We start from the raw sequence: 22,018 nt of genomic DNA, 5'->3' as shown, positions 1-22,018 counted from the left end.
GATAAGCAGCGGCGCCAGGCCATGGAGATGCCATGAACAATCCCGCGGGGCCTGGCCCCATTGTCAGGTGGTTGGAACGTTGCCTGATGGCATGGGTGGTACTGGGAACCTCCGCCCTGGCCCAGGACATCGTGTTGGGCCAGATCGGGCCTTTCACGGGCGTTCCCGTGCCGGATGCCCGGCAGATCAGCCAGGGCGCAAGGGCCGCAGTGGCCCATGTCAACCGTTCTGGTGGGGTGGCTGGGCGCAGGATCGCCTGGTTCGAACTCGATGACACGCTGTCTCCGGCGGTGTTTGCGGAGCAATTCGACACCGCCATGCAGCGCAAGCCCGTGGCCCTGATCTCGCCCTGGGGGTCGGGCGCGGTTCAGAAGATGCTGGGTGACAAGTTGCTCGACAGGTACGACCTTGTGGTGATGAATGCCGTGCCTGGGTCGGATGCCTTTCGCAACCCCGGGCATGCCCGGCTGTTCCATGTGCGCGCAAGCGATTTGCAGAAGCTGAGCAAGATCGTTTTGCATGCGCGGGCGTTGAGCATGCGCAAACTGGCAGTGCTGTACCAGAACAACCCCGTGGGGGCGGCCGGGCTGGAAGACGTTGTCCGGGAAGCGGCACGGATCGGCGGTATCGAGGTCCAAGGCGTTGCCGTGGCCTCGGAGAATCTGGCCAGTGGAGCGCGGGAGGTTGTCGCACTTGGCGCCGACGGCGTATTGGTGCTGGGTGCTCCGCCATTCGCCGCGTCGTCCGTGGCGCAGTTGCGCAAGGCCGGTGTGGGTCAGACCATCTTCCTGGCGGCCGACATGTCGCCGGAGTTTCTGATCCGGACCGCGGGGCAGGAGGCGGCCCGCGGCGTCGGCATCGTGCAGATCTACCCCGATCCGAACAGCAAAACGGGCGTGCGCGAATTTCAGGCGGCGATGAAGGCCACCTTCCCTGAGCTGGAGGCGTATACGCCGGCCCAGTTTGAAGGCTATGTCTCGACGCGCGTGGCGGTCGAGGGGCTGCGCCGCATCCGTGGCGACATCACGCCCGGTGCGCTGGCCAAGGCCTTGCAGACCATGGGGGAAATCGCGGTGGATGGCTACCGGCTCAACTTTGGCAAGGGCAATGCCGGTAGCCAGTTCGTCAACATTGCGGTGATCGATGCCAAGGGCCGCCTGCGTTACTGAGAAGAAGCTCCCGGGTGGCCATCGCCCGGGATTACCCGCTTGCCAGGGGCGCGGCCCTGGCCCAGCATCGTTGCAACGCGTGCATGCTTGCCATGCACTGCACCCTCTGCGTTCTTCTCCAACACCCTGCCATGCAGCCCGCTTGCGGTGCTGGGCCACGTGGCCTGAGGGCCTGAGTGGTTTGTCTTGTTGCCGAAGGCCCGGTGCATTCCATCCATAGAGCAGCTCTCGATGACCAAGTCCCAACGTGATTGGTACCCACCGAACGTGCCGGAGCCGGTGCCGAAAGTGCGTCTCTACGTCGAAAGCCCGGAGAAGCCGCAGTCCTGGTTCGTGAACGTCGGCCATGTCACGGAAGGTGGGCGCCGTCGTACGGCCCCGCATTCCCATCCCGCCTACGGTCAGGTGATTTTTGTCCGCATCGGGCGCGGCGTCATGAACCTTGAGGGGAGCAGTGTTCCCTTCGAAGGGCCGTGCGCACTGCTGCTGCCCAACGAATGCGTGCACGGCCTGGAGTACGAGATCGATGTGGACCGCTGGGTGGTGACCATCGAGGAAACTTACCTGAATCAGGTCAACGCCAAGCTGCCCGAGTTCATCCAGCTGTGGACGGAGCCACGCGTGATTCCGCTCACCCACAATCCCGAAGCGCCAGAAGACGTCCATGGCCTGGTCAGCCGGCTGGAACACGAAGTTCGCTCTATGGCATTGGGGCATGTCGTGGGGACCGAGGCCCTGCTGACCTCGCTGCTGCTGATGCTGGTACGCAGCACCCGGCTGGACCAGCTCGACAAGGAAGGCGCCACGCGCAATGCGATCCGCCTGACCAACCGCTTCCGGGAGCTTGTCCACCAGCACTACCGGGAGAACCTTCGCTTGCAGACCTATGCCTCGAAGATGGCGGTGTCGCCCACCCAGCTGCGTGCGGCCTGTGTCGCCGCCACCGGCCTGAGTCCCACCAAGCTGATCCATGCACGCCTGATCACCGAGGCCAAGCGCAACCTGATTTTTGGCGACATGTCGATCGAGCAGATCGCCTATGGGCTGGGCTTCATGGACACGGCGTACTTCACGCGCTTCTTCCGCAAGGAAGTGGGGCAGTCTCCCAGCCAGTTCCGAACCGCTGCACGCGAACAGACCCAGCCCGCCATGTAGCTGGCTTGAGGGCCACCCCCTCGGTGCCGTGGCCTTCTTTCACTCGCGGGGGCATGCCTGCAAGGGGTCGATGCTTGACCTGCGTCAAGCCCGAGGGCATGAAAAGTGCCAGCGAATCTGCCTTTCGTGTAGGTACCCCCGGCAGCTCCTCCCCTATCCTTCATACGGATTCGCCTTCAACCGTCTAACGTCGTTGGTTCGCCTTGCCGTGCTAAAGCACTGTCTGCGGCTTCCCGCCTAGTTATACGGTCGAATGCGAATCCGTATCAGATACCGCCGGGAGCCATGTGGTGCGGCGGGCACAAAAGATGACAGGAGACCTGCTGGCCATGTTGGGGCATTTCACACGATCGGGATCGGCCTGGCGCGGCCTGGGCCTCGCGCTGCTGTGGTGCTGGGGCGCGACCAACGCCGCTGCAGCGGTGCCCTGCAATGCGTCCGAACTGGCCTACCTGGGGACGGATGGCGTGGGGATCCGGGCGGTCCGGTTTGACGCCTGTGCGGGGACACTCGCGCTGCTGGGGCAGCCGGCGGATACCCGTAAGTCCCGGTGGCTGCTCAAGCACCCGCGCCTGCCCGTGCTGTACGCCGCGGCAGAGGGGGCAGAGGGCGACGGACGTGTGCTTGCCTACACAATAGATGGCCGGACCGGGGGGCTTTCCTTGCTGGGGGAGGGGACAGCGGGCGGGGCCGGCACCACGCACCTGTGGCTGGATGCGCCGTCCATGACCCTTCTGGCCGCGAACTTCGCAGCAGGTACGGTTTCCAGCATCGCACTTTTGCCCGATGGCAAGCCAGGTGCCCTGGTCAGCACCATCAAGGCCACGGGTTCGGGGCCGCACCGTCGCCAGACCAGTCCCCATGCCCATGGCGTAGCCATCGACCCGTCGGGCCGCCACGCCCTGGTCGCGGACATGGGGGCGGACCGCGTGTTCGTCTACGGCTTCGAGCGCTCGACCCGGGTGTTGGCGCCTGACGATGCGGCCGCTCCCCGCTCCTTCCAGGCGCCTGCCGGAAGCGGGCCGCGCCGGGCTGTTTTCAGCACAACGGGGCGCATGGTCTACGTGCTGAGCGAGTTGACGGCCGAAATCAGCGTACTGCGCTGGGATGCTTCGTCCGGCCGTTTGGCGCCCGTACAGACCCTGGCCCTGTCCAGTGAGGAATTTGCCGGCACGCGCAGCGCGTCCGAACTGGCACTGGGCCCGGATGGCCGTTTTCTCTACCTGGGCAACCGGGGCGAGAGCCAGTTGCTTGTCTACCGGGTGGATGCCGGCTCTGGCGAGCTCACCCCCGTGCAGCGCCTGCCCAGCGGGGGCGAAGCCCCATGGGCCTTCGATATCCATCCATCCGGCCAATGGATGCTGGTGGCCAACTACCGCAGCAATCGCGTGAGCCTGATGCGCATCGATGCGGCCTCGGGGCGCTTGTCCGATACCGGCGTGGCGCTGGAATCGCCAGCGCCTGTGAGCGTCGTGTTTGTGAATTGAGGTCGCACCCGCGCTGTGCACCCGAACCTAGCCTGGCAGGAGACAAAGAACCGTGGATCGTAGAAAATTTCTGGGCGGCGCCGCTTCGGCCAGCCTCTTGGCCTTGGGGCAGCAACCGTGGGCCGCGGTGGCGGCAGAGCCTGCCAAGGGGCCGCTGCTCCTCAACCGCATTGGCCCTTCGGCATCGCAGATCTTCATCGCGAACGCCGATGGCTCCGACGAGCGCAAGCTGATCGACAGCGGCACCCTGGATTACAACGCCTCGTTCTCGGCCGATGGCCAATGGATCGTCTTCACATCCGAGCGCGATGGCCTGGGCAACTCCAATCTCTACCGCGCACGGACCGACGGCACGCAGGTGGAGCGCCTGACGGATGGCTCCGCCGTGGAAGATGCGGCAGCCCTCTCGCCCGACGCAAGCAAGGTCGCCTTCGTCGGCACGCGCGACGGCATGCTTGCCAACATCTGGTTGCTGGACCTCAAGACCCGCACGCTGAAGAACCTCACTGGCGTGAAGGGCATCCAGGGACGGGCCGATTCGCCCAACGGCTTCTTCCGCCCCAGCTGGTCACCCGATGGCCAGTGGCTGGCCTTCTCTTCGGACCGGGACACCGAGTGGAAGGGCCACCACAACGGCGCGGGCTGGGAGCACACGCAGGAACTCAGCATCTACGTGATTCGCGCCGACGGCACGGGATTTCGCAAGGTCAGCAGCCGCAAGGACTACTGCCAGGGGTCGCCCAAGTGGTCGGCCGATGGCAAGCGCATCGTGTTCTATGAAACCCAGGCCGAGTACACCTACTGGGTGCTGCGCCCGGACCTGCTGCTGAAGATCGACTCGCAGATCGTCTCGGTCGACGTGGCCAGCGGCGAACGCACCGAGCACACCAGCGGCCCGGGCTTCAAGATCAGCCCCCAGTACCTGGGCAGCGACGAGATCGTCTACCGCCGCAAGGGCGGTCCCGAGGATGGGCTCTACTCCACGGCACCGGGCAAGGCGATGGTCAAGATCGCCGGCCTGCGCACGCCCGCCTGGTCGCCTGACGGCAAGCGGGTGGTCTACGAGAAATTCACATGGCGCGGCTGGAAGCAGAACCAGGCGCTGTACAGCTGGGAGGCTGGTCGTGAGTACCGCTACACCGACGTCTGGCCCGCCTTCTCCAAGGATGGCTGGATGGTGCTGACGGCCAAGCATGAAGATGGTTCGGTGGATGTGATGCGTGCCGATGGCAGCGAGCGCCGCCGTGTCTACGATGTCACCCAGCAGAGCGGCCTGGATCTGACGCTGGTCAAGCGGGGCCTGGCCGGAGCCTTCTTCCCCGTGTGGTCGCCGGACGGGGAGTGGATCGTCTTTGGCGTCGGCGAGTGGTTCACCCAGCGTGGCAAGGGCCGCGCCAAGCTGATGCGCGTCAAGCGCGATGGCTCCGGCCTGGAGCAGTTGACGGACGACAGCGTCTTCAATGCGGGCTTCCCCAGCTATTCCGCCGACGGGAATGAAGTGGTCTTTCGCATCGCCAACCAGGATCCCAGCAGCGCTTCGCTGGGAGGGCTGGCCGTGTTGAACCTCGAGACGCGCAAGATCCGGCACATCACCCGGGGCTATGACAACATGCCGATCTGGTCGCCCGATGGCAGCCGCATCCTGTTCAACCGCGGAGTGCGCAACCCTGACAGCATCTGGTCGAATTTCGACCTGTACACGGTGCGCCCCGATGGCAGCGACCTGCGCCGCCTGACCGACCACCCGGCCAGCGATGGCCACCCCGTGTGGACCGCGGATGGCAAGCAGATTCTCTACAACAGTGGCCAGGCCGGCTACCGCGACGAGGCCTGCCACTATGACCAGACCTTCCAGCCCTACGGCCAGGTGTTTGTGATGAACGCCGATGGCAGTGGCAAGCGCCAGATCACCGACAGCATCTGGGAAGACTCGACGCCGCAGTACGTGCCACCCGGCGCGCGCTGATCGGCCCAGGCAGCGCAGCGCCGCTCCCCGGCCGCCACGAATCCTGGTGGGCGTGGCGGTGGGGCACGGGCGCCTGCATCCCCACCGGCTTGCGCCGGTTCCATTCATGTGCATCACGGATGTCCCGCTGCGGCGGGAGGAGGTATCGTGGACACCCCAAAAAGAAGCTTCGTGCGCTACGGCAGCGCTGTCGCCCTGGCCTTTGCCACGGGCGGTATCCGTGCGCAGTCCTATCCCAGCAAGCCCCTGCAATGGGTCGTGGCGTTCGCGCCGGGCGGCGCAGGGGACATCGTGGCACGGCTGGTGGCGCAAAAATTGGGTGAAGGCCTGGGCCAGCCGGTGGTGGTCGAGAACCGGCCCGCTCCGGTCGCGGCCGCTTCATTGGTCAAGCATGCCCGGCCGGATGGCCACACCCTGCTGATGGCCGGCAGCGGAACCGCGCTCACGTCGGCGCTCTTCACCAAACTGCCCTACGACCTGATGGGGGACTTCACGCATGTCTCCACGCTGTCCTCGTTCGATCTCGCCTTCCTGGGCGCGGCCGCGTCGGACCTGAGATCCGTGGCCGATGTGATCGCGTTCGCGAAGACCCATCCAGGCAAGCTCAATATCGGCAGTGCCCGGGTGGGCAGCACGCAGAACCTGGCTGCCGAGATGTTCCGCTCCATGGCCGGCATCGACGCGCTGATCGTGCCTTACAAGACCACCTCAGACCTGGTCAGTGCGATCCGGTCCAGGGACGTGCACGTGGCGATCGACATGCTGCCGGTCGTGCTCAGCCAGATCCATGCCGGCGCGATCAAGCCCCTGGCAGTGACCTCGGCCCGCCGCTTCGCCGGCCTTTCCCATGTGCCAACGGTGGCGGAAAGCGGTCTGGCGGGGTTCGAGGTCTCCTCCTGGAACGGCATTGCCGTTCCCGCGGCTACGCCGCAGGCTGTGGTGACCCGGCTCGCCAGGGAAATCGCAACGGCTGTGGGATCACCGCAGGTACGCAAGGCGCTGCTGGATCTGGGGGCCGAGGCCCAGGCCAGCACGCCGGAGCAGATGGCCCAGCGCATGCGCAGCGACATCGCGAAGTGGCGCTCGGTGATCGACAGGGCCGCAATACCCCGCCAGTAGCCACCACGCATTCAACAACCTCCAACCAGCGCGACACCATGCCCTCGTTCCCGCTCCCGTCACTTCGCCTCCGCAATGCCATGGCCGTTGCAAGTGTCCCCCAAGGAGGCGGCCGGCTGGGCATTGGCATGCGGCTGGCCCTGGGCTTTGGCCTGGTGCTGGCCCTGTTCGCCGGCAGCACAGCCTATGCCGTGCTGCAGATGAGGGCCATGGAACGCAATATGGCGTCTGCGGTCCATGCCCACGCCGAGATCGCTGCCCGTGCCAGCGCCATGCGCAGCAGCATCGACGACATCTACCTGAACGCCTTGCTGCTGGTGCTGTCGACCCAGCGCGAGGACATCGACTTCCACCAGGGCCTGGTCGAGCAGTCGCGCGGCCTGTACCAGCGGGCCCGCAGCGGGCTGGTGTCGCTGACCCACGGGGGCCAGGACATTCCGGGCCTGGCAGGAGCCCTGGGCGGGCTGGCGCAGGCCGAGGGCGTGCTGCAGGAACTGGAACGCAGCATCCGCAGCCGGGTGGATGCTGTCCGTGGCCAGGGCGATGTGGAGCCCGACCTGGTCGTGATCGACCACTTCGCCGGCACCATGAGGGCCCGGGTCGAGCAGTGGGTGAAGGCCGTCGATCCGATCGTGGAGGCGACCACGGCGGCCGGGCGCGAGCGCCAGGCCCACGCATCGGCGGCGGCAGCGCTCGCCCAGTCGGTCCAGGTGCTGGCATCGGTGCTGGCGATACTGGGCGGTGCCCTGGCGGCCTGGAATATTGCACGGGGCGTGACACGTCCCATTGGGGAGGCCGTCCGCGTCGCCGAGCGGGTGGCGCAGGGCGATCTCTCGCTCGTGATCCCGCGCGGTGGCCGTGACGAGACGGGGGCCTTGCTGGAAGCCCTGGCCCGCATGCAGTCCAGCCTGGGTGCACTGGTGCGCGAGGTGCGCGATGTCGCCCACTCCATCCAGGACGCCTCGACCGATGTCTCCTCAGGCAACAACGATCTGTCGCAGCGCACCGAGCATGCGGCCAGCCAACTGCAGCGGACGGCAGGATCCGTGGACCAGCTGTCCGGCGCGGTGCGCCAGTCGGCCCAGTCGGCCCGCACGGCGGACGGGCTGGCACGCAACGCAGCCCAGGCGGCAGAGCAGGGCGGCCAGGTGGTGCTGCAGGCCGTGCAGAGCATGCAGGACATTGCCCTGCAGTCCCGCAAGATCGCCGACATCATCGGCCTGATCGAAGGCATCGCTTTCCAGACCAATATCCTGGCACTCAATGCCGCTGTGGAGGCGGCCCGGGCGGGGGAGCAAGGGCGCGGATTCGCGGTGGTGGCGGGCGAGGTGCGCAGCCTCGCGCACCGTTCGGACGCTGCGGCCAAGGACATCAAGCTCCTGATCCAGTCGTCCGTGGCCAGCGTGGCCTGCGGCAGTGCGCTGGTGCACGATGCGGGCCAGAAGATGGAGGGCATCGTCGCCGGGGTGCGCCAGGTCACGGCCGCCATCCACGAGATCACCCACGCTGCGGCGTCGCAAAGCCTGGGCATCGACGAGGTTGCACAGGCCATGAACGACATGGACCAGTCCACCCAGCAGAATGCCGCGCTCGTGGAGCAGAGTGCGGCGGCAGCGCAGTCGCTGCAGTCCCAGGCGCAGCGCCTGGCCCGCATGGTCTCGGCCTTCCAACTGGCCGACAGAGTTGCCGGGCGCTGAACGCGGGCAATGCGTTGGCACGCCAAAAGTGCCAACGAATCTGCCGCCTGTGCAGGGACCCGGGAAGGCGTCTTGCGTAGCCTCAAGGGAGGCTGCAGCCCGCGGCAAGCGAGGCCCGGCTATCGACTCTTACCGAGAACCAAGACAATGCACAAGAACTTCATCGACGGCACCTGGCTGGCGGGGGCGCAGGTCTCCCGCAACATCAACCCCTCCGACACCCGCGACCTGGTCGGCGAGTACGCGCAGGCCGACGCCGCACAGACCCGGCTGGCCATCGCGGCCGCCGAGGCCGCCTTTGCGGGGTGGAGCCTTTCGACACCGCAGCAGCGCTTTGACCTGCTGGATGCGGTGGGCAGCGAGATCCTGGGGCGCCGCAGTGAGCTGGGCGACCTGCTGGCGCGCGAGGAAGGCAAGACCCTGCCCGAGGCCACCGGCGAGGTGGTGCGTGCCGGCAATATCTTCAAGTTCTTCGCGGGCGAGGCCTTGCGGCCCGGCGGGGAAGCCTTGCCTTCGGTGCGGCCTGGCGTTGGTGTGGAAATCACGCGCGAGCCCCTGGGCGTGGTGGGCATCATCACGCCCTGGAATTTTCCGATGGCCATTCCGGCGTGGAAGATCGCGCCCGCGCTGGCCTATGGCAACTGCGTGGTGTTCAAGCCCGCGGAACTGGTGCCGGGGTCGGCTTGGGCGCTGGCCGAGATCCTGTCGCGTGCGGGCCTGCCGGCTGGCGTATTCAATCTGGTGATGGGCCGGGGTGCTGACGTGGGTGCCACGCTGCTGGAAGATGGGCGCGTTGGCGCGGTCTCCTTCACCGGCTCCGCCGCGACGGGCCGCAAGGTGGCGGCGGCCTGCGTAGCGCGCATGGCCAAGTTCCAGCTGGAGATGGGGGGCAAGAACCCGATGGTCGTTCTGGACGACGCGGACCTGGACGTCGCCGTGAACTGCGCAGTCAACAGCGGTTACTTCTCCACCGGTCAGCGCTGCACGGCGTCGTCACGCCTCATCGTCACCGAAGGTATCCATGATCGGTTCGTTGCCGCGATGGTCGAGCGCCTGAAATCCCTGAGGGTGGACGATGCGCGCGCTGCGGGGGCTGATATAGGGCCCGTGGTCGACCAGAGGCAGCTCGACCAGGATCTGGAATATGTCGCCATTGCCCGCGCGGAGGGGGCACGGTTGGCCTATGGGGGCGAGGCGCTGGCCCGGGGCTTGGCGGGGAACCCCGGCTTCTACATGAACCCTGCGCTGATTGTCGACACCACGCCCGGGATGCGCATCAACCAGGAGGAAGTCTTCGGGCCCGTGGTCAGCGTGCTCCGGGCACGCGACTACGGGGAGGCGCTGGCCTTGGCCAACGATACGCCCTTCGGTCTGGCCGCCGGCATTGCGACGACCTCGCTCAAACACGCGGCACATTTCAAACGGCATGTCCAGGCTGGCATGGCCATGGTCAATCTGCCCACCGCCGGAGTGGACTACCACGTGCCTTTCGGTGGGCGCAAGGGCTCCAGCTATGGAGCGCGTGAGCAGGGCCGGTATGCGGCCGAGTTCTACACGAGCGTGAAGACGGCGTACACCCAAGCCTGATGCGTCGCACGCCCCTTGGCTCGGTCCCCCGGTGGCGTGGTCGCCCGTCTCACCGGGGCTCCGCCATCACCAGCAGCACCCGCACCGGGTGCGCGCTGCGGTTGGCCAGTTGCCGCGCCTCGCCCGGCGCGATGCGGCAGCTGTCAAGCGCGCGCAGCACCTCACGCTGCGGCGGGCCATCGGGCTGCTGGCTGGTGATCTCCAGCTCGCCGTCCAGCACCACATAGAACTTTTCCAGCGCGGAAGCGGACAGCGTGGTGCTGCCCCCCGGGGCCACCAGCGACAGCCCTATCCAGGACGTCTCTGCGGGGCCGGCCTCGCGGCCTTGCAGGCGCGCCATCGTGAAGCCATCGTGGCCGGGCGCGTCGTAGCCGGGCGCGTCGGCATGCCGTACCAGGTGCATGGGGTGCTCCGTTCTCAGGGCGCCAGCACGACGCGCGAAGAGGACCCCGCGATCACGCGCCGGTAGGCGTCGGCGGCTTCTTCGAGCGGCACCAGGCCGGCCGGATCGACGGGGAAGGCGCGCAGCGACCCATCGCCGAATCCCGGCGCCAGCAGGTTCAGGATGGCGGCGCAGTCCACCACGCTGAGCTTGAGGCTGTCCACCCCCAGCAGCTGCAGGTTGCGGCGGTAGAACATCAGGATGTCGAACGGCACGGAGCGCTCGATGGTGGAGATGAGGACCTGCGTGCCGCCCACGGCCAGGCTGTGCAGGGCGGGTGCGAAGTAGGGCGAGCCCACCGTGTTGTAGGCGATGTCGGCCCCGCGCCCACCCGTGGCCTCGAGCAGGGCATCGCCCAGGTCCGGGGCGGTCCCATCCAGCACACGGACCGGCTGGCTGGCGTGGCCCTGGTAGCGGCTGGCACCGCGCTCCACGCCGAAGACCGCCGCGCCGGCGCGCGTGGCCAACTGGATGGCGGCCTGGCCCACCTTGCCGTTGGCGCCGAAGACGACCACGGTCTGGCCCGGCCCGCGCAGCCCGGCCCGGCGCAGGCCCTCCCATGCGGTGATGAAGGGCACGCCCACGGTGCCCGCTGCGGCCACGGGCACGGCAGCGGGCTTGCGCGCCAGGGCGGCTTCGGGCAGCACCAGGTAGCGTGCGTGGCTGCCGTCGCGGGTGACGCCGAGGTCGCCGCCCGTGCCCCAGACCTCGGCGCCCAGCCACTCCTTGGGGCCGGCCACCACGCGGCCGGCAAAGTCGCGGCCCGGTGTGCGTGGCCAGACGGCATGGGGCATCATGCCCAGTGCTGCCTTGACATCGCTGGGGTTGACGGCCGCGGCCAGCACTTCGACGACCGCGTGGCCCGGGGGCGCTGCGGGCGGGCTTTGGGGCTGCAGCTGCAGGTCGAGCGTGTCGGGCGCTTCGGCCTTCTGGAGGACGCGCAATGCGCGCGATGGGGTGGCAATGGTCATGGTGAGAGTCCTTGGATGGGATGGAGAGTGAAGTCGGTTCAGTGCAGGGCGTTGCTGGCACGCAGGCCCCAGGTGGTGCGGGCCTCGGCACTGGTGGCCAGGCGCCCGCCGAGGTCCTCGACAATGCGGCGCGCCTTGTGCACCAGCTCGGCGTTGCTGCGCGCGAGCACGCCCTTGTCGAGGTAGATGGTGTCTTCGAGGCCGATGCGCACGTTGCCGCCCAGCAGGTGGGCCTGGGCCACGGCGGGAAAGGCATGGCGCCCCACGGCAAACGCCGACCAGGAGGCCTGCGGCGCGATCAGCGAGCGCGCCAGCATCAGGGCCGCAGGCGTGAACGGCAGCGCGTAGCGCACCCCCATGACAAAGGTGTACAGGCCCGGGCCGGCGAGGGTGCCGTCGGCCATCAGGGCCTGCGCGAGCACCAGGTCGCCGGTGTCGAAGCATTCGAGTTCGGGCACCACGCCATTCGCGCGGATCACGGCGGCCATGCGGCGCACGTTGGCGGGGGTGTTCATCACCACCTGCTCGCCCGAATTCATGGTGTTGAGGTCCAGCGAACAGATGTCGGGCTGCAGGGCCGCGATGTGCTCCACGCGCAGTTCGGGCCGCAGCAGCGAGGTGCCCGGGGCGGCCAGGCGCGGCTCGTCCGCGCTGGGCACGAAGCGCCCGCCCGGCCCGGTGGTGAGGTTGATGATGAGCTCGGGCCGCTCGCGGCGCAGCGCCTCGACCACGCGGGCGTAGAGCTCGACGTCCATGGACGGCGCCCCGGTGTGCGGATCGCGCACGTGGATGTGCACGGCGGCCGCGCCGGCGTGTGCGGCCTCCAGGCAGGCGTCGCTGATCTGTTCGGGCGTGATCGGCAGGTGCGGCGTCTGCTCGGGCCGCGTGAGGTTGCCGGTGACGGCGCAGGTGAGGATGGTGGTGGCTTCCATGAAGATGCTCAGCCGAGGTGGCGGCCTCCGTCGGCAACGATCACGCTGCCCGTGGCATAGCGCAGCGCGGTGCAGCAGGCAACGATGGCGGCCGCCACGTCGTCGGCCGCACCCACACGCTGCAAGGGGATGGTGGGGCCCACGCGCTCGTTGAAGGCCGCGTCGCGCCCGGGCACGAAGGCGGTGTCGACGACACCGGGCGACACCGCCAGGCAGCGCACCTGGGGCGCCAGGGTCTTGGCCAGGGCGCGCGTGAGCGCATCGGTGCCGGCCTTGGCGGCGGCATAGGCCAGGTTGCTGCCCAGGCCCGTGAAGGCCGCGATGGACGAGACGTTGACCACGACCGTGTCGCCCGCTGCCTTCATCTGCGGCGCGAAGGCGCGGATGGCCGCGAAGCTGCCACGCCAGTTGGTGGCGAAGATGTCGTCGATCAGCGCGTCGTCCAGGCCCTCCAGGTCGGCCGCGGGCACCGGGCGGGTGAAGCCGGCGCTGTTCACCAGCACCGTGGCCGCGCCCATTTCCCGTTCCACCGCCTGCGCGGCGGCGCGCAGGGCGGCGCTGTCGGTCACGCTGGCCTGCAGGGCGCGGTGCCCGCTGCCGGGCAATTGCGCCAGCGCGGGCGCGGCTGCCTCGGGGGCGCTGCGCTGCAGCAGCACCACCCGGGCGCCGAGTGCGGCCATGCGCCGGGCCGTGGCCAGCCCGATGGCGCCGGTGCCACCGGTGATGACGGCGATGTCGCCGTCGAGCCGCTCGCGCGGCGCGAAACTTCGGTTGTCGTTGTCTTGCATGGAGGTTCAGGTCAAGGGAGGGGGCAATGGGGCAACTGCGTGGCCCCGGGTTCGAGCCGCAGCTCGATGTCCAGGGAGAAGCCGCCCTGGCCATCGGGTTCGAAGCGGCGCAGCAGCGAGCCCACGGCGCCGAACACCACGTCCGCGTGGGCGTTCGGGTCGTCGATGTCGAAGTACTGCGTGGCCAGCACCTTGTGGCCGTCGGCCACCACGATGAAATGCAGGTGGGCCGGGCGCATGATGGCCCGTCCCTGCGCGGCCAGCAGTTCGCCGCAGGGGCCGTCCACCGGCACGGGGTAGCCCGCGGGGCGAACGCTGTGGAAGTCGAAACGGCCCTGGGCGTCGGTCAGGAACACGCCGCGCAGGTTCATCTCCTCCTGTTCGGGGTCCTGGTTCTCGTACAGGCCCTGGGGCGAGGCCTGCCAGGTCTCCACCCGTGCGTTGGCCAAGGGGGCGCCGTCGAGCGAGCACACGCGGCCGCGCACGTGCAGCGGAGCGCCGGGGGTGTCGGCCGTGGCAATGCTCTCGCCGCTGGCGCGCACCGGCTGCCGGGCGCGCCAGAACGGGCCGACCAGTGCCGGCTCGGTGCCGCCCCGGGCCAGGGCCTCGCGCGCCCCGCGCAGCTGGGCCAGCGTGGCCAGGCCCAGGATGTCGGCCAGCAGGATGCCCTCGTTCTTGTGCGGTCCGCTGGCCTGGCCCACGCGGACCAGAAAGTCCATGCCCAGGTCCAGCTCGGCAGAGGTCAAGTCCACCTCCAGCGCAAAGGCATGGGCGTGGCGGATGAGGGCTTCCAGGATCTTTTTCAGCCGCGCATCCCGCGTGCCGGCATTGGCGCGCAGCACGGCAGCCAGCAGTTGCGCCGGGTCGGTGGCCGAGAGGCCGCGTGGGGCCTCCAGCAGCTCCACGGTGGAAGCGCCCGCTGTCATCGCAGCACCGCCTTGGCGTTGTCGCGGTAGATGGCCTGCAGCTCGCTGGCGCTCAGGCCGGCCTTCTCCAGCCCTTCGACGATGCGGGCTGGCTCGACCCACGGGAAGTCGGAGCCGAAGACGATCTGCGAAGTCGGCACGACCATCTTCAGGATGCCCATGTGCACCGCATCCGCTGCCGCGGCCGTGTCGTAGTAGAAGCGGCGCAGGTGGTGCAGGCGCGAATCGGGGGGGGCCACGCGCGCCAGCGATTCGGCCGTCTCGCCGACCAGGAAGCGCTGCGCCCAGATGCTGCCGCCGCCGTGCGACCAGATGTAGCGCACATCGGGCGTGGCCTTGGCCGTGCCGCCGTGGATCAGGCTCACCATGGCTCGTGCCAGGTCCGAGCCCAGCTCCACGAAGGTGGGCAGGATGCCTGGCTGGAAGTTCCAGGCGCAGCAGTTGGGCGCGGTGGCATGGATGTAGACCACCGCCTTGCGGCGGTTGAGCTCGGCCCACACCGGCGCGAAGGAGGGATCGCCCAGCCACTTGTCATCGTAGCTGGAGAGCAGGCCCACGCCATCGGCCTGGAGCACGTCGAAGGCATGGGCGATTTCGCGCAGGCTGCCCTCCACATCGGGCAGGGGCAGCACGGCGAAGTGGCCGTAGCGGCCGGGGTGGTCGGCCTTCATGCGCGCGGCGTACTCGTTGAGCTCGCGGGCGGCCGCGCGCGTTTCGGCTACGTCGCCGAACCAGACGCCGGGCTGCGTGATCGAGAGAAAGGCCTTCTCCACGCTGCCGCGGTCCATGGCTTCCAGGTCTTTCTCCACCGTCCAGGTCTTGAACTGCTCGAAGCCGAGCACGGGCTGCTTCTGGTGCTGGCGCTCCACCAGCCGCACCCATGCGGGCGAGAAGAAATGGTGGTGGAAGTCGATGCGCGAGGCCTTGGCGGCCAGGGTCTGGGCGAGCGGACGGCCCTCCGGCACGAAGGTGCTTGCGCCGATGGCACCCAGGGTGCCGAGCGAGCCGAACATGCCGAGAAAGCCGCGGCGCGAGGGCGCGCGGGACGGGCTACCGGCTGGGGAAGGGGACGAATGGTCCATGTGCAAACCTCCTGTGCGGTTTCAGAAGTTGTGGCGAATGCCGAACTCGACGCCCTGCGAGCGGGCACCGGCCTGGGCCGGCAATGGCGGGGTGTTGGGCCAGTCGGCCACGCCCGTGCCGCTGACCAGTTGGGCCGAGGCCCCGCGGTTGCGGATGTGCGCGTAGGTTCCGTAGAGCGCCGTCCGCTTGGACAGGTGGTGCACGTAGCCCAGGGCCAGCTTGCTCCAGTCGTCGCCACTGTTCTGGCGGTCGTAGTGGCTGTAGGCGGCGCGCCATTCCCCGACCCCATGGCGCAGCGACGCGCCGATCAGCCAGGCATCGATGCGCGCCCCGCGGCTGTCTTCTTCGCGCGCCCAGAAAGCCATGGGCGTGGCGGGGCCGATGCGGTAGGACGCCGCCACGTTGGCGGCCTTGATCTGGGCCGCCGCAGTGGCCGTGCCGCTGTGGCGCCGGCCCACGGCCGCCGCGACGTTCAGGGCCTCGTCGGCGAAGCCCAGGCGTGCGCCTTCGTAGTTGTTGTTGCTGCGGTTGGCACTGTTGGACGGCTCTTCGCCAAAGGCGTACTGCACCTGGCCGTACCAGCCGCCCAGCTGCCTGGGCAGCAAGTAGGCCAGCGCGTTGCTCACGCGGATCGGTGCGCCCAGCATGCTGTAGACCGTGGGCTGGCCGATGCCGGTGCCCCCGAACGGGTCGAACCAGGAGGGGTTGAGGTTGGTCGCCGCCATGTCGCGGCCCAGGCGCAGTTCGCCGAAGTTGCCGCTCAGGCTGACGGTGGAGCGGCGCTGGAAATTCAGTCCGGTCCCTCCGGTGTCCGGGGCCAGCGCGCTTTCCAGCCAGAAGCCGGCCGACAGGCCGCCGCCCAGGTCTTCGGTGCCGCGAAAGCCCAGGCGGGCATGGCTGTTGCCGCTGTAGCTCAGCGCGGTCAGGCGGGAATGGCCGTGCGAGACATGGGCGACGCCCAGGTCGACCACGCCGAACAGCGTGACCTGGGTTTGCGCGGCGACACCGCCGCTGCTGCCGATGGCAAGGCCCAGGAAGGACAGGGCGAAGCAGGTTTTTTTCATGGGAGCGCTTCCGTGGAGGGGGTGGTGGGTGCCGAGGGGTAAATAGAATGAATGCCTGGCATTGATATGAAATTCAGATGAACATCACCTTGCGGCAGCTGCGTGCCTTTGTGGAAGTGATCAAAAGCGAGGGCTTCACGGCCGGGGCGCGCAAGCTGCACCTGACGCAGTCGGCCACCAGCCTGCTGGTGCGCGAACTGGAGTCGCAACTGGGCCTGCCGCTGGTGGACCGCACGACGCGCCAGATCGCGCTGACCGACGCGGGCCGCGAGCTGTTCGAGAGCGCCGAGCGCATCCTGGCGGACGTGGAGCACGCGGTGGCGAACACCCAGGACCTGCTGCACAAGCGCCGGGGCCGCGTGACGGTGGCGACCACGCCCTTCCTGGCGGCCCATTTCCTGCCCGGGGTGATTGCGCAGTTCCAGGTTTCGCACCCCGCCGTGTCGGTGCGCATTGCCGACCTGTCCACCGAGCAGCTCGTGCGGGCGGTGGACAGCGGCGACGCCGACATCGGCTTCGGCGTGTTTCCGCAGATGGATGTCGCGATGGAGCGCGCGATCCTGCTGCGCCATAGCCTGGGTGTGCTGCTGCCGGCGGCCTGGCCGCTCGCACAGCGCCGCCGGCGCATGGTCTGGGCCGATCTGGAGGGCCAACCCATGATCGGCCTGGGGCCGGCCGGGGGTTTTCGCGCCCTGGTCGATCCGCTGGTGCCCCACGGGGGCGAGACCACGGCGTTGCGCTTCGAGGTCGGCCACCTGGGCACGGCGGTGGGCATGGTGGAGGCCGGCCTGGGGGCCACCGTGGTACCTGCCTACGTGGGGGCCCTGGTGCGCTCGAACCGGGCGCGCTTTCGCGAACTGAACGAGCCGGTGATCCACCGCAATGTCGAGCTGGTCTGGCGCGCCTCGCGCTCGCTGTCGCCCAGCGCCAGTGCCTTTCGCAGCTGCCTGGAAGACTGCTGTAAGCAGTTGCAGGCCTGAGCGCTGGCAGCCTCTGCCGGGCCGGGGTGTCAACGCGCGATGCATGGCTTGGCCTTGCCGCACTGGTCGCCGATGACTGCCACGGCCTGGATCTCGATCTGCATGCCTGGCACCGCGAGGTTAGACACCGTGATCTGGGCGCTGGCAGGGAATTTCCGGTCAGGGAACATCTCGGTGCGCACCTTGGAGAAGGTCGCCCCGTTGCGTGCATCGGTCAGGTAGACCGTCATGCTCACGATGTCCTGCAGCCCTCCACCGGCGCGCTTCAGGGTCTGCTCCAGCAGCGCAAAGACGGTGCGCGCCTGGGCTTCGAAGTCGCCCTTGATGTCCTTGCCGTTCAGGTCGGTGGTGGTGGTCTCGCCCGCCAGCCAGATGACGCGCCCGCCTTCGGTGACCACGGCGGGCGAGTAGGACCGGCCCTGGGTCCTTTCGCCATGCTCCAGGTGGTCGGCCGCCATCGCGGGCGACAGGAGCAGGCTGGCCAGGGCCATGGCGGCCAGTGCGCGGGGGGATCGGTGTTGCATCGTGCTCTCCTTGGGTGGGGGCGGGCCCCCGGGGGTGAAAAAGTCGGTGTCAGGGCAGGGGGTGGCGGCGTGCCAGCGCGCGCATGGACTCGGTGGCCTCGCGCACGATGTCGGCGCTGTCCCAGCGGGTGGGCTGGCTGCGGCGCAGCAGCACCCGGCCGTCGACCAGCACCGTGTCCACGTTGCCAGGCTGCGCCGAATACACGAGCGCGTGTGCGGGGTCGAACACCGGGGCCAGGTTGGGGTCGGTGGCACGCACGATCTGGATGTCGGCGCGCTTGCCAGGCGTGAGGGATCCGACCAGGTGGTCGAGTCCGAGGTCGCGCGCACCGTCCAGCGTGGCCAGGCGCAGCAGGCGCTGGGCAGTGAGGGGCACACGGCTGCCGAAGCGCTGCTTGTGCGACCACAGGAGCGCCCGCATGCAGGCGAAGAAGTCCGCGTTGGCGGAGGCGCCGGAGCTGTCCACCGACAGGCTCTGGTGCACGCCGGCTTCTTCCATTTCGTGGAACTGGATCACGCCGCGGGTGGCCTGGGCGTAGAGCATCTCGATGGTGGGCGAGCAGGTCATGGTGGTACCCGCCGCCGCGAGCAGGGCGCAGTCCTGCGGCGACATGCCCTGGGGATGGACCAGCTGCAGGTCGGGGCCGAGCAGGCCGTGCTCCGCGAGCACCGACACCACGCCGGGGCGGGCGTGCATGGTCAGCGGCAGACCCAGGGCGCGGATGCGGGCACACTCTTCGCTGACCACGCCGATGGGCACTGCGCCGCGCGGGTTGGACACCGGTGTGCGTACTGCCGCGCCAAGCGTGAGCAGGTGCGAAGGCAGGTCCCGTTGCTGCAGGCCTTCCAGGCCAGAGAGGTCCATGGGCTGGGCGAGCGGCTGCTCTTGCCCCCAGCCATAGGCAAAACGGCCGCGCACGCCCATGTCGGCCATGGCGCTCAATTCCGCGTCGGCGTGTTCGGGCGAGCGGGTGTTGTGGGCCCAGTTGTGGACCGTGGTGATGCCGGAGAGCAGGCCCTCGGCCAGCCCCAGGCGCACGGAGCGGTAACTGTCTTCGGGGGTGAACAACGGCCCGGCCCCCAGGGTGACGGGAAAGTAGCCGTGCACGGGGTCGTCGCCGCGCACCAGGGCGCGCAGGGCGCTGTTCCACAGGTGCCAATGGGTGTCCACGAAGCCGGGGAGCACGACCATGTCCCGCGCGTCCAGCTCGGGCACGCCCTGCGCGGGCAGTTGGGGGCCGACCGCCACGATGGCACCGCCACGGACATGCACGTCGGCGCAGGGCAAATCGCCCAGGGCGGGGTCCATGGTGAGCAGGTGGCCGCCACGGATGACAAGCTCCTGGTCGAGGCCGGAACGGTCGGGCGAAGGTTTCGAAGGCACGAAGAATCTCCTGCACCACGCACGGGTGCATCAGTCGCTGAAGGAAAAAGGGGGGAGGGGGCGGTGGGCGCTACTCGGCCTTGGCGCCCGAGATGCGTATCAGCTGCGCCTTCTGGCGCATGTCGGCCTCGATGAAGCGGGCAAACCCCGCAGGGGCCGAGAACACCGGTTCAAAGCCACGCGAGAGCAGCGCGGCCTCACGGAACGCCGGATCGTTGCCGATGGCCGCGACATCGTGGTGGATCTTCTGCACGACCGGGGCCGGCGTGCCCCCGGTGGTGAACAGGCCGAACCAGGATTCCCCCGGGTCGATGTCGGCCAGTCCCAGCTCCCGCAGGGTGGGCACATCGGGCATCTCGGTCAGCCGGGTCGGCCGACCCACGGCCAGGGCCTTGAGCTTGCCGGCGCGCAGCAGTGCCAGGGCCCCCGATACGCCGGCCAGCGTGAGCTGGGTTTCGCCCGCGTGCACCGCAGACACGGCGGGCGATATCCCCCGGTAGGGCACATGCACGAGGTTGCCGCCATGCTTGGCGCGCAGCGATTCGAAAAGCAGGTGCGGCAGGCTGCCGGAGCCATAGGAGGCATAGCTCAGCGCATGGCTGCGCGATTTGAGCAATGCCATCAGTTCGGCCATGGTGTTCGCCGGGACCGAGGGGTGGGCGATGACCATTTGCGGCAGGCTCACGAGCTGGCTGATGGGCGCCAGCTCGCGCACCGGGTCGTAGGGCAGTTTGTCGAACAGGAAGGGATTGCTGGTGATGGTGGCTTCGCTGGTCAAGAGCAGCGCCAGGCCGTCGGGCGCCGCCTTGGCGACGGCCGTCGCACCGATCAGCGTGGAGGCGCCGGGCTTGTTGTCCACCACCACCGGCTGGCCCCACTGCCGGTGCAGGCGCTCTGCCAGCATGCGGGCCACCAGGTCCACACCCCCGCCCGGTGCATAGGGCACCACGATCTTGACGGTGCGCGGTGGCCAGACTGGGCTTTGGGCCCAGGCCATGGGGCTGGCCATGCCCAGGCCCAGTGCGCTCAGCAAGCGTCGGCGGGTGGGGTTCTTCAGCGCGGGGCTCATCGTCTTCACTTGATGCTCTCGAAATGGCGGTAGGAGGGGTCGCTGCGACCGGTGTGGCCGATGACCTGGTAGCGCGACTTGACCAGATCGGCAGGCACATCCAGCACGCGGCGGTAGTCGCTCACCGTGTGGCGCCCGTCCAGCGCCCATTTGCCGTTGCGGCGCGACCAGGTGTCCAGGTAGCGCGAGTGCATCCAGCGCTCTTCATAGAGATTGGGGTTGCCCTCCTTGGGGACCAGCAGGGTGGCGGTGCCCGTGCATTCGCTCACGGCACGGTCGCCGTTGACTTCGATCAGGATGTTGGAGATGCGGTGGTTGTTGCCCGCCATCTCATCGTGGGCCTTGATGAGCCAGTCCACATAGGCCTCCCAGTGGGGAAAGTCGCGGGTGCCGAAGCGCATCTTGGCGCCCGGGTGGGCCAGCGACATCAGCATCTCGCGGTCACCCCGGTCCAGGGCGCGCGGGTACTTGTAGATCAGCTCCGTGATGGCCTGCTTGGCCAGCAGCTTGTCGATCTCGGCGGCGGCGGCGCTCTGGGCCTGGGCCTGCAGCGGCACTGCCAGGCTCAGGGCCAGCACGGTGGCCAGGGATGCCAGCAGCATGCGGCGTGAAGGTGGGCGTGGTCTGTCCATGGGCGGTCTCTCCATAGGGGGTGGTCGTGCAAGCCTGGTCCAGGTGGATGGCACCCGGCATGGACCGTATTTCAATGCGTTCACCGCCATCTTTCCAACGATTAAATTCAATGGATTCATGAGCTTTTGAAATAGATAAGCGGAGCCTGTGCCGTGCGGTGGCGGACCGTCGAAGAAGGGGCGGGCACTGGAGGCCGCGGTTCAGTAGCAGCATGCATTCCATGGGCATGGCCCGGAACCCGGAAAGGCGGGCCAGATGCCTTGGGCTTTGGCGTGCCAGGCACCGGGACGGGCGGGCAATGTCGTTTATTTCCCCACCAAGAGCCCGACAGTCGTGCCAGGACACCTTCGGCTGGCATAGAATCGCGGTCTCAGGCAAAAACGCTGGTGCTGTCGCAAGCGGTGTCGCGCAAAGCCTGGGGCGAAGAGTGGTGCTGGAATTTTTTTGATGTGTGCTTCGGCGGATCGTAAAAATTCAGTGCTATAATTCGAGGCTCTCCGGAGGGGTGCCCGAGTGGCTAAAGGGGGCAGACTGTAAATCTGTTGGCTTACGCCTACACTGGTTCGAATCCAGTCCCCTCCACCAGTGAAAAAAGATGAAAGCAGGTTGCGGCGGGCTCGTGCAGGGCTGGGGTCGCAGGGCCAGTTGAGTTGGCAGTGCGGGAGTAGTTCAATGGTAGAACCCTAGCCTTCCAAGCTAATGACGCGGGTTCGATTCCCGTCTCCCGCTCCATGGTTCGGTTTGCTGGCAGGTTGAGAGAGAAGTTTTTTTGAGGTCGCGCAAGCGGTTTCAATTGCCCATGTGGCTCAGTGGTAGAGCACTCCCTTGGTAAGGGAGAGGTCGCGGGTCCGATTCCCGCCATGGGCACCACCTTCAGGCGCACCCGAAATCCGTTCGGGTGCGCCGAAATTTCGTTGTGTAGTTTGTAGATTTTTTTCGGAGTCGGAAAAATGGCAAAAGGTAAGTTCGAACGTACCAAGCCCCACGTGAACGTGGGTACGATCGGCCACGTGGACCACGGCAAGACGACGCTGACGGCGGC

General features: G+C 68.1%; 20 protein-coding genes and 3 tRNA genes. 12 read left to right on the top strand and 11 right to left on the bottom strand.

The features are described from left to right. Nucleotides 1-32 precede the first annotated feature (32 nt). From HNP48_RS30910 to HNP48_RS30880, 7 genes are all read left to right on the top strand, one after another. Nucleotides 33-1,169, top strand: coding sequence for an ABC transporter substrate-binding protein (locus HNP48_RS30910; protein ID WP_184864648.1), 1,137 nt, complete (start codon nucleotides 33-35; stop codon nucleotides 1,167-1,169). Nucleotides 1,170-1,400: 231 nt separating this feature from the next. Next, on the top strand, nucleotides 1,401-2,324 hold the full coding sequence (locus HNP48_RS30905; protein ID WP_184864646.1) for a helix-turn-helix domain-containing protein: 924 nt from the start codon (nucleotides 1,401-1,403) through the stop codon (nucleotides 2,322-2,324). A gap of 329 nt (nucleotides 2,325-2,653) precedes the next feature. After that, nucleotides 2,654-3,811 (top strand): lactonase family protein, encoded by a 1,158-nt coding sequence (locus tag HNP48_RS30900; RefSeq protein WP_184864643.1) that lies wholly within the window; start codon nucleotides 2,654-2,656, stop codon nucleotides 3,809-3,811. Between the two features lie 52 nt (nucleotides 3,812-3,863). After that, nucleotides 3,864-5,777, top strand: coding sequence for a PD40 domain-containing protein (locus HNP48_RS30895; protein ID WP_184864641.1), 1,914 nt, complete (start codon nucleotides 3,864-3,866; stop codon nucleotides 5,775-5,777). A gap of 147 nt (nucleotides 5,778-5,924) precedes the next feature. Continuing rightward, nucleotides 5,925-6,896, top strand: a complete 972-nt coding sequence (locus HNP48_RS30890) for a tripartite tricarboxylate transporter substrate binding protein (protein WP_184864639.1) — start codon at nucleotides 5,925-5,927, stop codon at nucleotides 6,894-6,896. Between the two features lie 80 nt (nucleotides 6,897-6,976). Further along, a complete protein-coding gene (locus tag HNP48_RS30885; protein WP_260420441.1) occupies nucleotides 6,977-8,593 on the top strand; it encodes a methyl-accepting chemotaxis protein in 1,617 nt (538 codons plus the stop codon). 147 nt (nucleotides 8,594-8,740) lie between these two features. After that, entirely contained in the window at nucleotides 8,741-10,180 is a 1,440-nt protein-coding gene (locus HNP48_RS30880) for an aldehyde dehydrogenase family protein (RefSeq protein WP_184864635.1), read from the top strand. Nucleotides 10,181-10,229: 49 nt separating this feature from the next. Here HNP48_RS30880 and HNP48_RS30875 read toward each other — a convergent pair whose 3' ends face one another. From HNP48_RS30875 to HNP48_RS30845, 7 genes are read right to left on the bottom strand one after another with little or no spacing between them, the layout of a single operon-like run. Then, a complete protein-coding gene (locus HNP48_RS30875) occupies nucleotides 10,230-10,583 on the bottom strand; it encodes a cupin domain-containing protein (RefSeq protein ID WP_184864633.1) in 354 nt (117 codons plus the stop codon). Nucleotides 10,584-10,597: 14 nt separating this feature from the next. Beyond that, a complete protein-coding gene (locus tag HNP48_RS30870) occupies nucleotides 10,598-11,593 on the bottom strand; it encodes a zinc-binding alcohol dehydrogenase family protein (RefSeq protein WP_184864631.1) in 996 nt (331 codons plus the stop codon). 38 nt (nucleotides 11,594-11,631) lie between these two features. Next, nucleotides 11,632-12,525 (bottom strand): 3-keto-5-aminohexanoate cleavage protein, encoded by an 894-nt coding sequence (locus HNP48_RS30865; protein WP_184864629.1) that lies wholly within the window; start codon nucleotides 12,523-12,525, stop codon nucleotides 11,632-11,634. Nucleotides 12,526-12,533: 8 nt separating this feature from the next. Then, the gene (locus tag HNP48_RS30860; RefSeq protein WP_184864627.1) at nucleotides 12,534-13,313 is read right to left on the bottom strand and encodes an SDR family NAD(P)-dependent oxidoreductase; all 780 of its coding nucleotides are present in this window, start codon (nucleotides 13,311-13,313) and stop codon (nucleotides 12,534-12,536) included. An 11-nt stretch (nucleotides 13,314-13,324) separates the two neighbouring features. Then, nucleotides 13,325-14,239 (bottom strand): dioxygenase, encoded by a 915-nt coding sequence (locus HNP48_RS30855; RefSeq protein WP_184864625.1) that lies wholly within the window; start codon nucleotides 14,237-14,239, stop codon nucleotides 13,325-13,327. Then, on the bottom strand, nucleotides 14,236-15,321 hold the full coding sequence (locus tag HNP48_RS30850) for an amidohydrolase family protein (protein ID WP_184864623.1): 1,086 nt from the start codon (nucleotides 15,319-15,321) through the stop codon (nucleotides 14,236-14,238). Before HNP48_RS30850 ends, HNP48_RS30855 begins: the two co-directional genes overlap by 4 nt. A gap of 21 nt (nucleotides 15,322-15,342) precedes the next feature. Next, on the bottom strand, nucleotides 15,343-16,386 hold the full coding sequence (locus HNP48_RS30845; RefSeq protein ID WP_184864621.1) for a porin: 1,044 nt from the start codon (nucleotides 16,384-16,386) through the stop codon (nucleotides 15,343-15,345). A gap of 77 nt (nucleotides 16,387-16,463) precedes the next feature. Between HNP48_RS30845 and HNP48_RS30840 the strand changes: the two genes are divergently transcribed. Further along, nucleotides 16,464-17,366, top strand: a complete 903-nt coding sequence (locus HNP48_RS30840; RefSeq protein ID WP_184864619.1) for a LysR family transcriptional regulator — start codon at nucleotides 16,464-16,466, stop codon at nucleotides 17,364-17,366. A 29-nt stretch (nucleotides 17,367-17,395) separates the two neighbouring features. On the opposite strand, the gene HNP48_RS30835 is transcribed toward HNP48_RS30840, so the two are convergent. The 4 genes from HNP48_RS30835 to HNP48_RS30820 form a co-directional block, all read right to left on the bottom strand. Continuing rightward, nucleotides 17,396-17,890 (bottom strand): RidA family protein, encoded by a 495-nt coding sequence (locus HNP48_RS30835; protein ID WP_184864617.1) that lies wholly within the window; start codon nucleotides 17,888-17,890, stop codon nucleotides 17,396-17,398. Nucleotides 17,891-17,939: 49 nt separating this feature from the next. Further along, a complete protein-coding gene (locus tag HNP48_RS30830; RefSeq protein WP_184864615.1) occupies nucleotides 17,940-19,274 on the bottom strand; it encodes an amidohydrolase family protein in 1,335 nt (444 codons plus the stop codon). A gap of 70 nt (nucleotides 19,275-19,344) precedes the next feature. Continuing rightward, nucleotides 19,345-20,343: a tripartite tricarboxylate transporter substrate binding protein gene (locus HNP48_RS30825; RefSeq protein ID WP_184864606.1), complete on the bottom strand. Its 999-nt coding sequence runs from the start codon at nucleotides 20,341-20,343 to the stop codon at nucleotides 19,345-19,347. 5 nt (nucleotides 20,344-20,348) lie between these two features. Next, nucleotides 20,349-20,975 carry a nuclear transport factor 2 family protein gene (locus tag HNP48_RS30820; protein ID WP_184864604.1) on the bottom strand — a complete coding sequence of 209 codons (627 nt, stop codon included), beginning with the start codon at nucleotides 20,973-20,975 and terminating at the stop codon, nucleotides 20,349-20,351. Between the two features lie 500 nt (nucleotides 20,976-21,475). On the opposite strand from HNP48_RS30820, the gene HNP48_RS30815 reads away from it, so the two are divergent. The 4 genes from HNP48_RS30815 to HNP48_RS30800 form a co-directional block, all read left to right on the top strand. After that, a tRNA-Tyr gene (locus tag HNP48_RS30815) sits at nucleotides 21,476-21,561 on the top strand. 73 nt (nucleotides 21,562-21,634) lie between these two features. Continuing rightward, nucleotides 21,635-21,708: transfer RNA gene (locus HNP48_RS30810), tRNA-Gly, on the top strand. A gap of 63 nt (nucleotides 21,709-21,771) precedes the next feature. Further along, a tRNA-Thr gene (locus tag HNP48_RS30805) sits at nucleotides 21,772-21,846 on the top strand. A gap of 80 nt (nucleotides 21,847-21,926) precedes the next feature. Then, a partial coding sequence (locus HNP48_RS30800) for a GTP-binding protein (RefSeq protein ID WP_005434227.1) occupies nucleotides 21,927-22,018 on the top strand: 92 nt, incomplete at its 3' end.

It is taken from the genome of Acidovorax soli (assembly GCF_014207955.1).
GTDB lineage: Bacteria > Pseudomonadota > Gammaproteobacteria > Burkholderiales > Burkholderiaceae_C > Acidovorax > Acidovorax soli_A.
The sequence above is the reverse complement of the archived record's forward strand: the minus strand, read 5'-3'. Positions and strand labels throughout refer to the sequence as shown.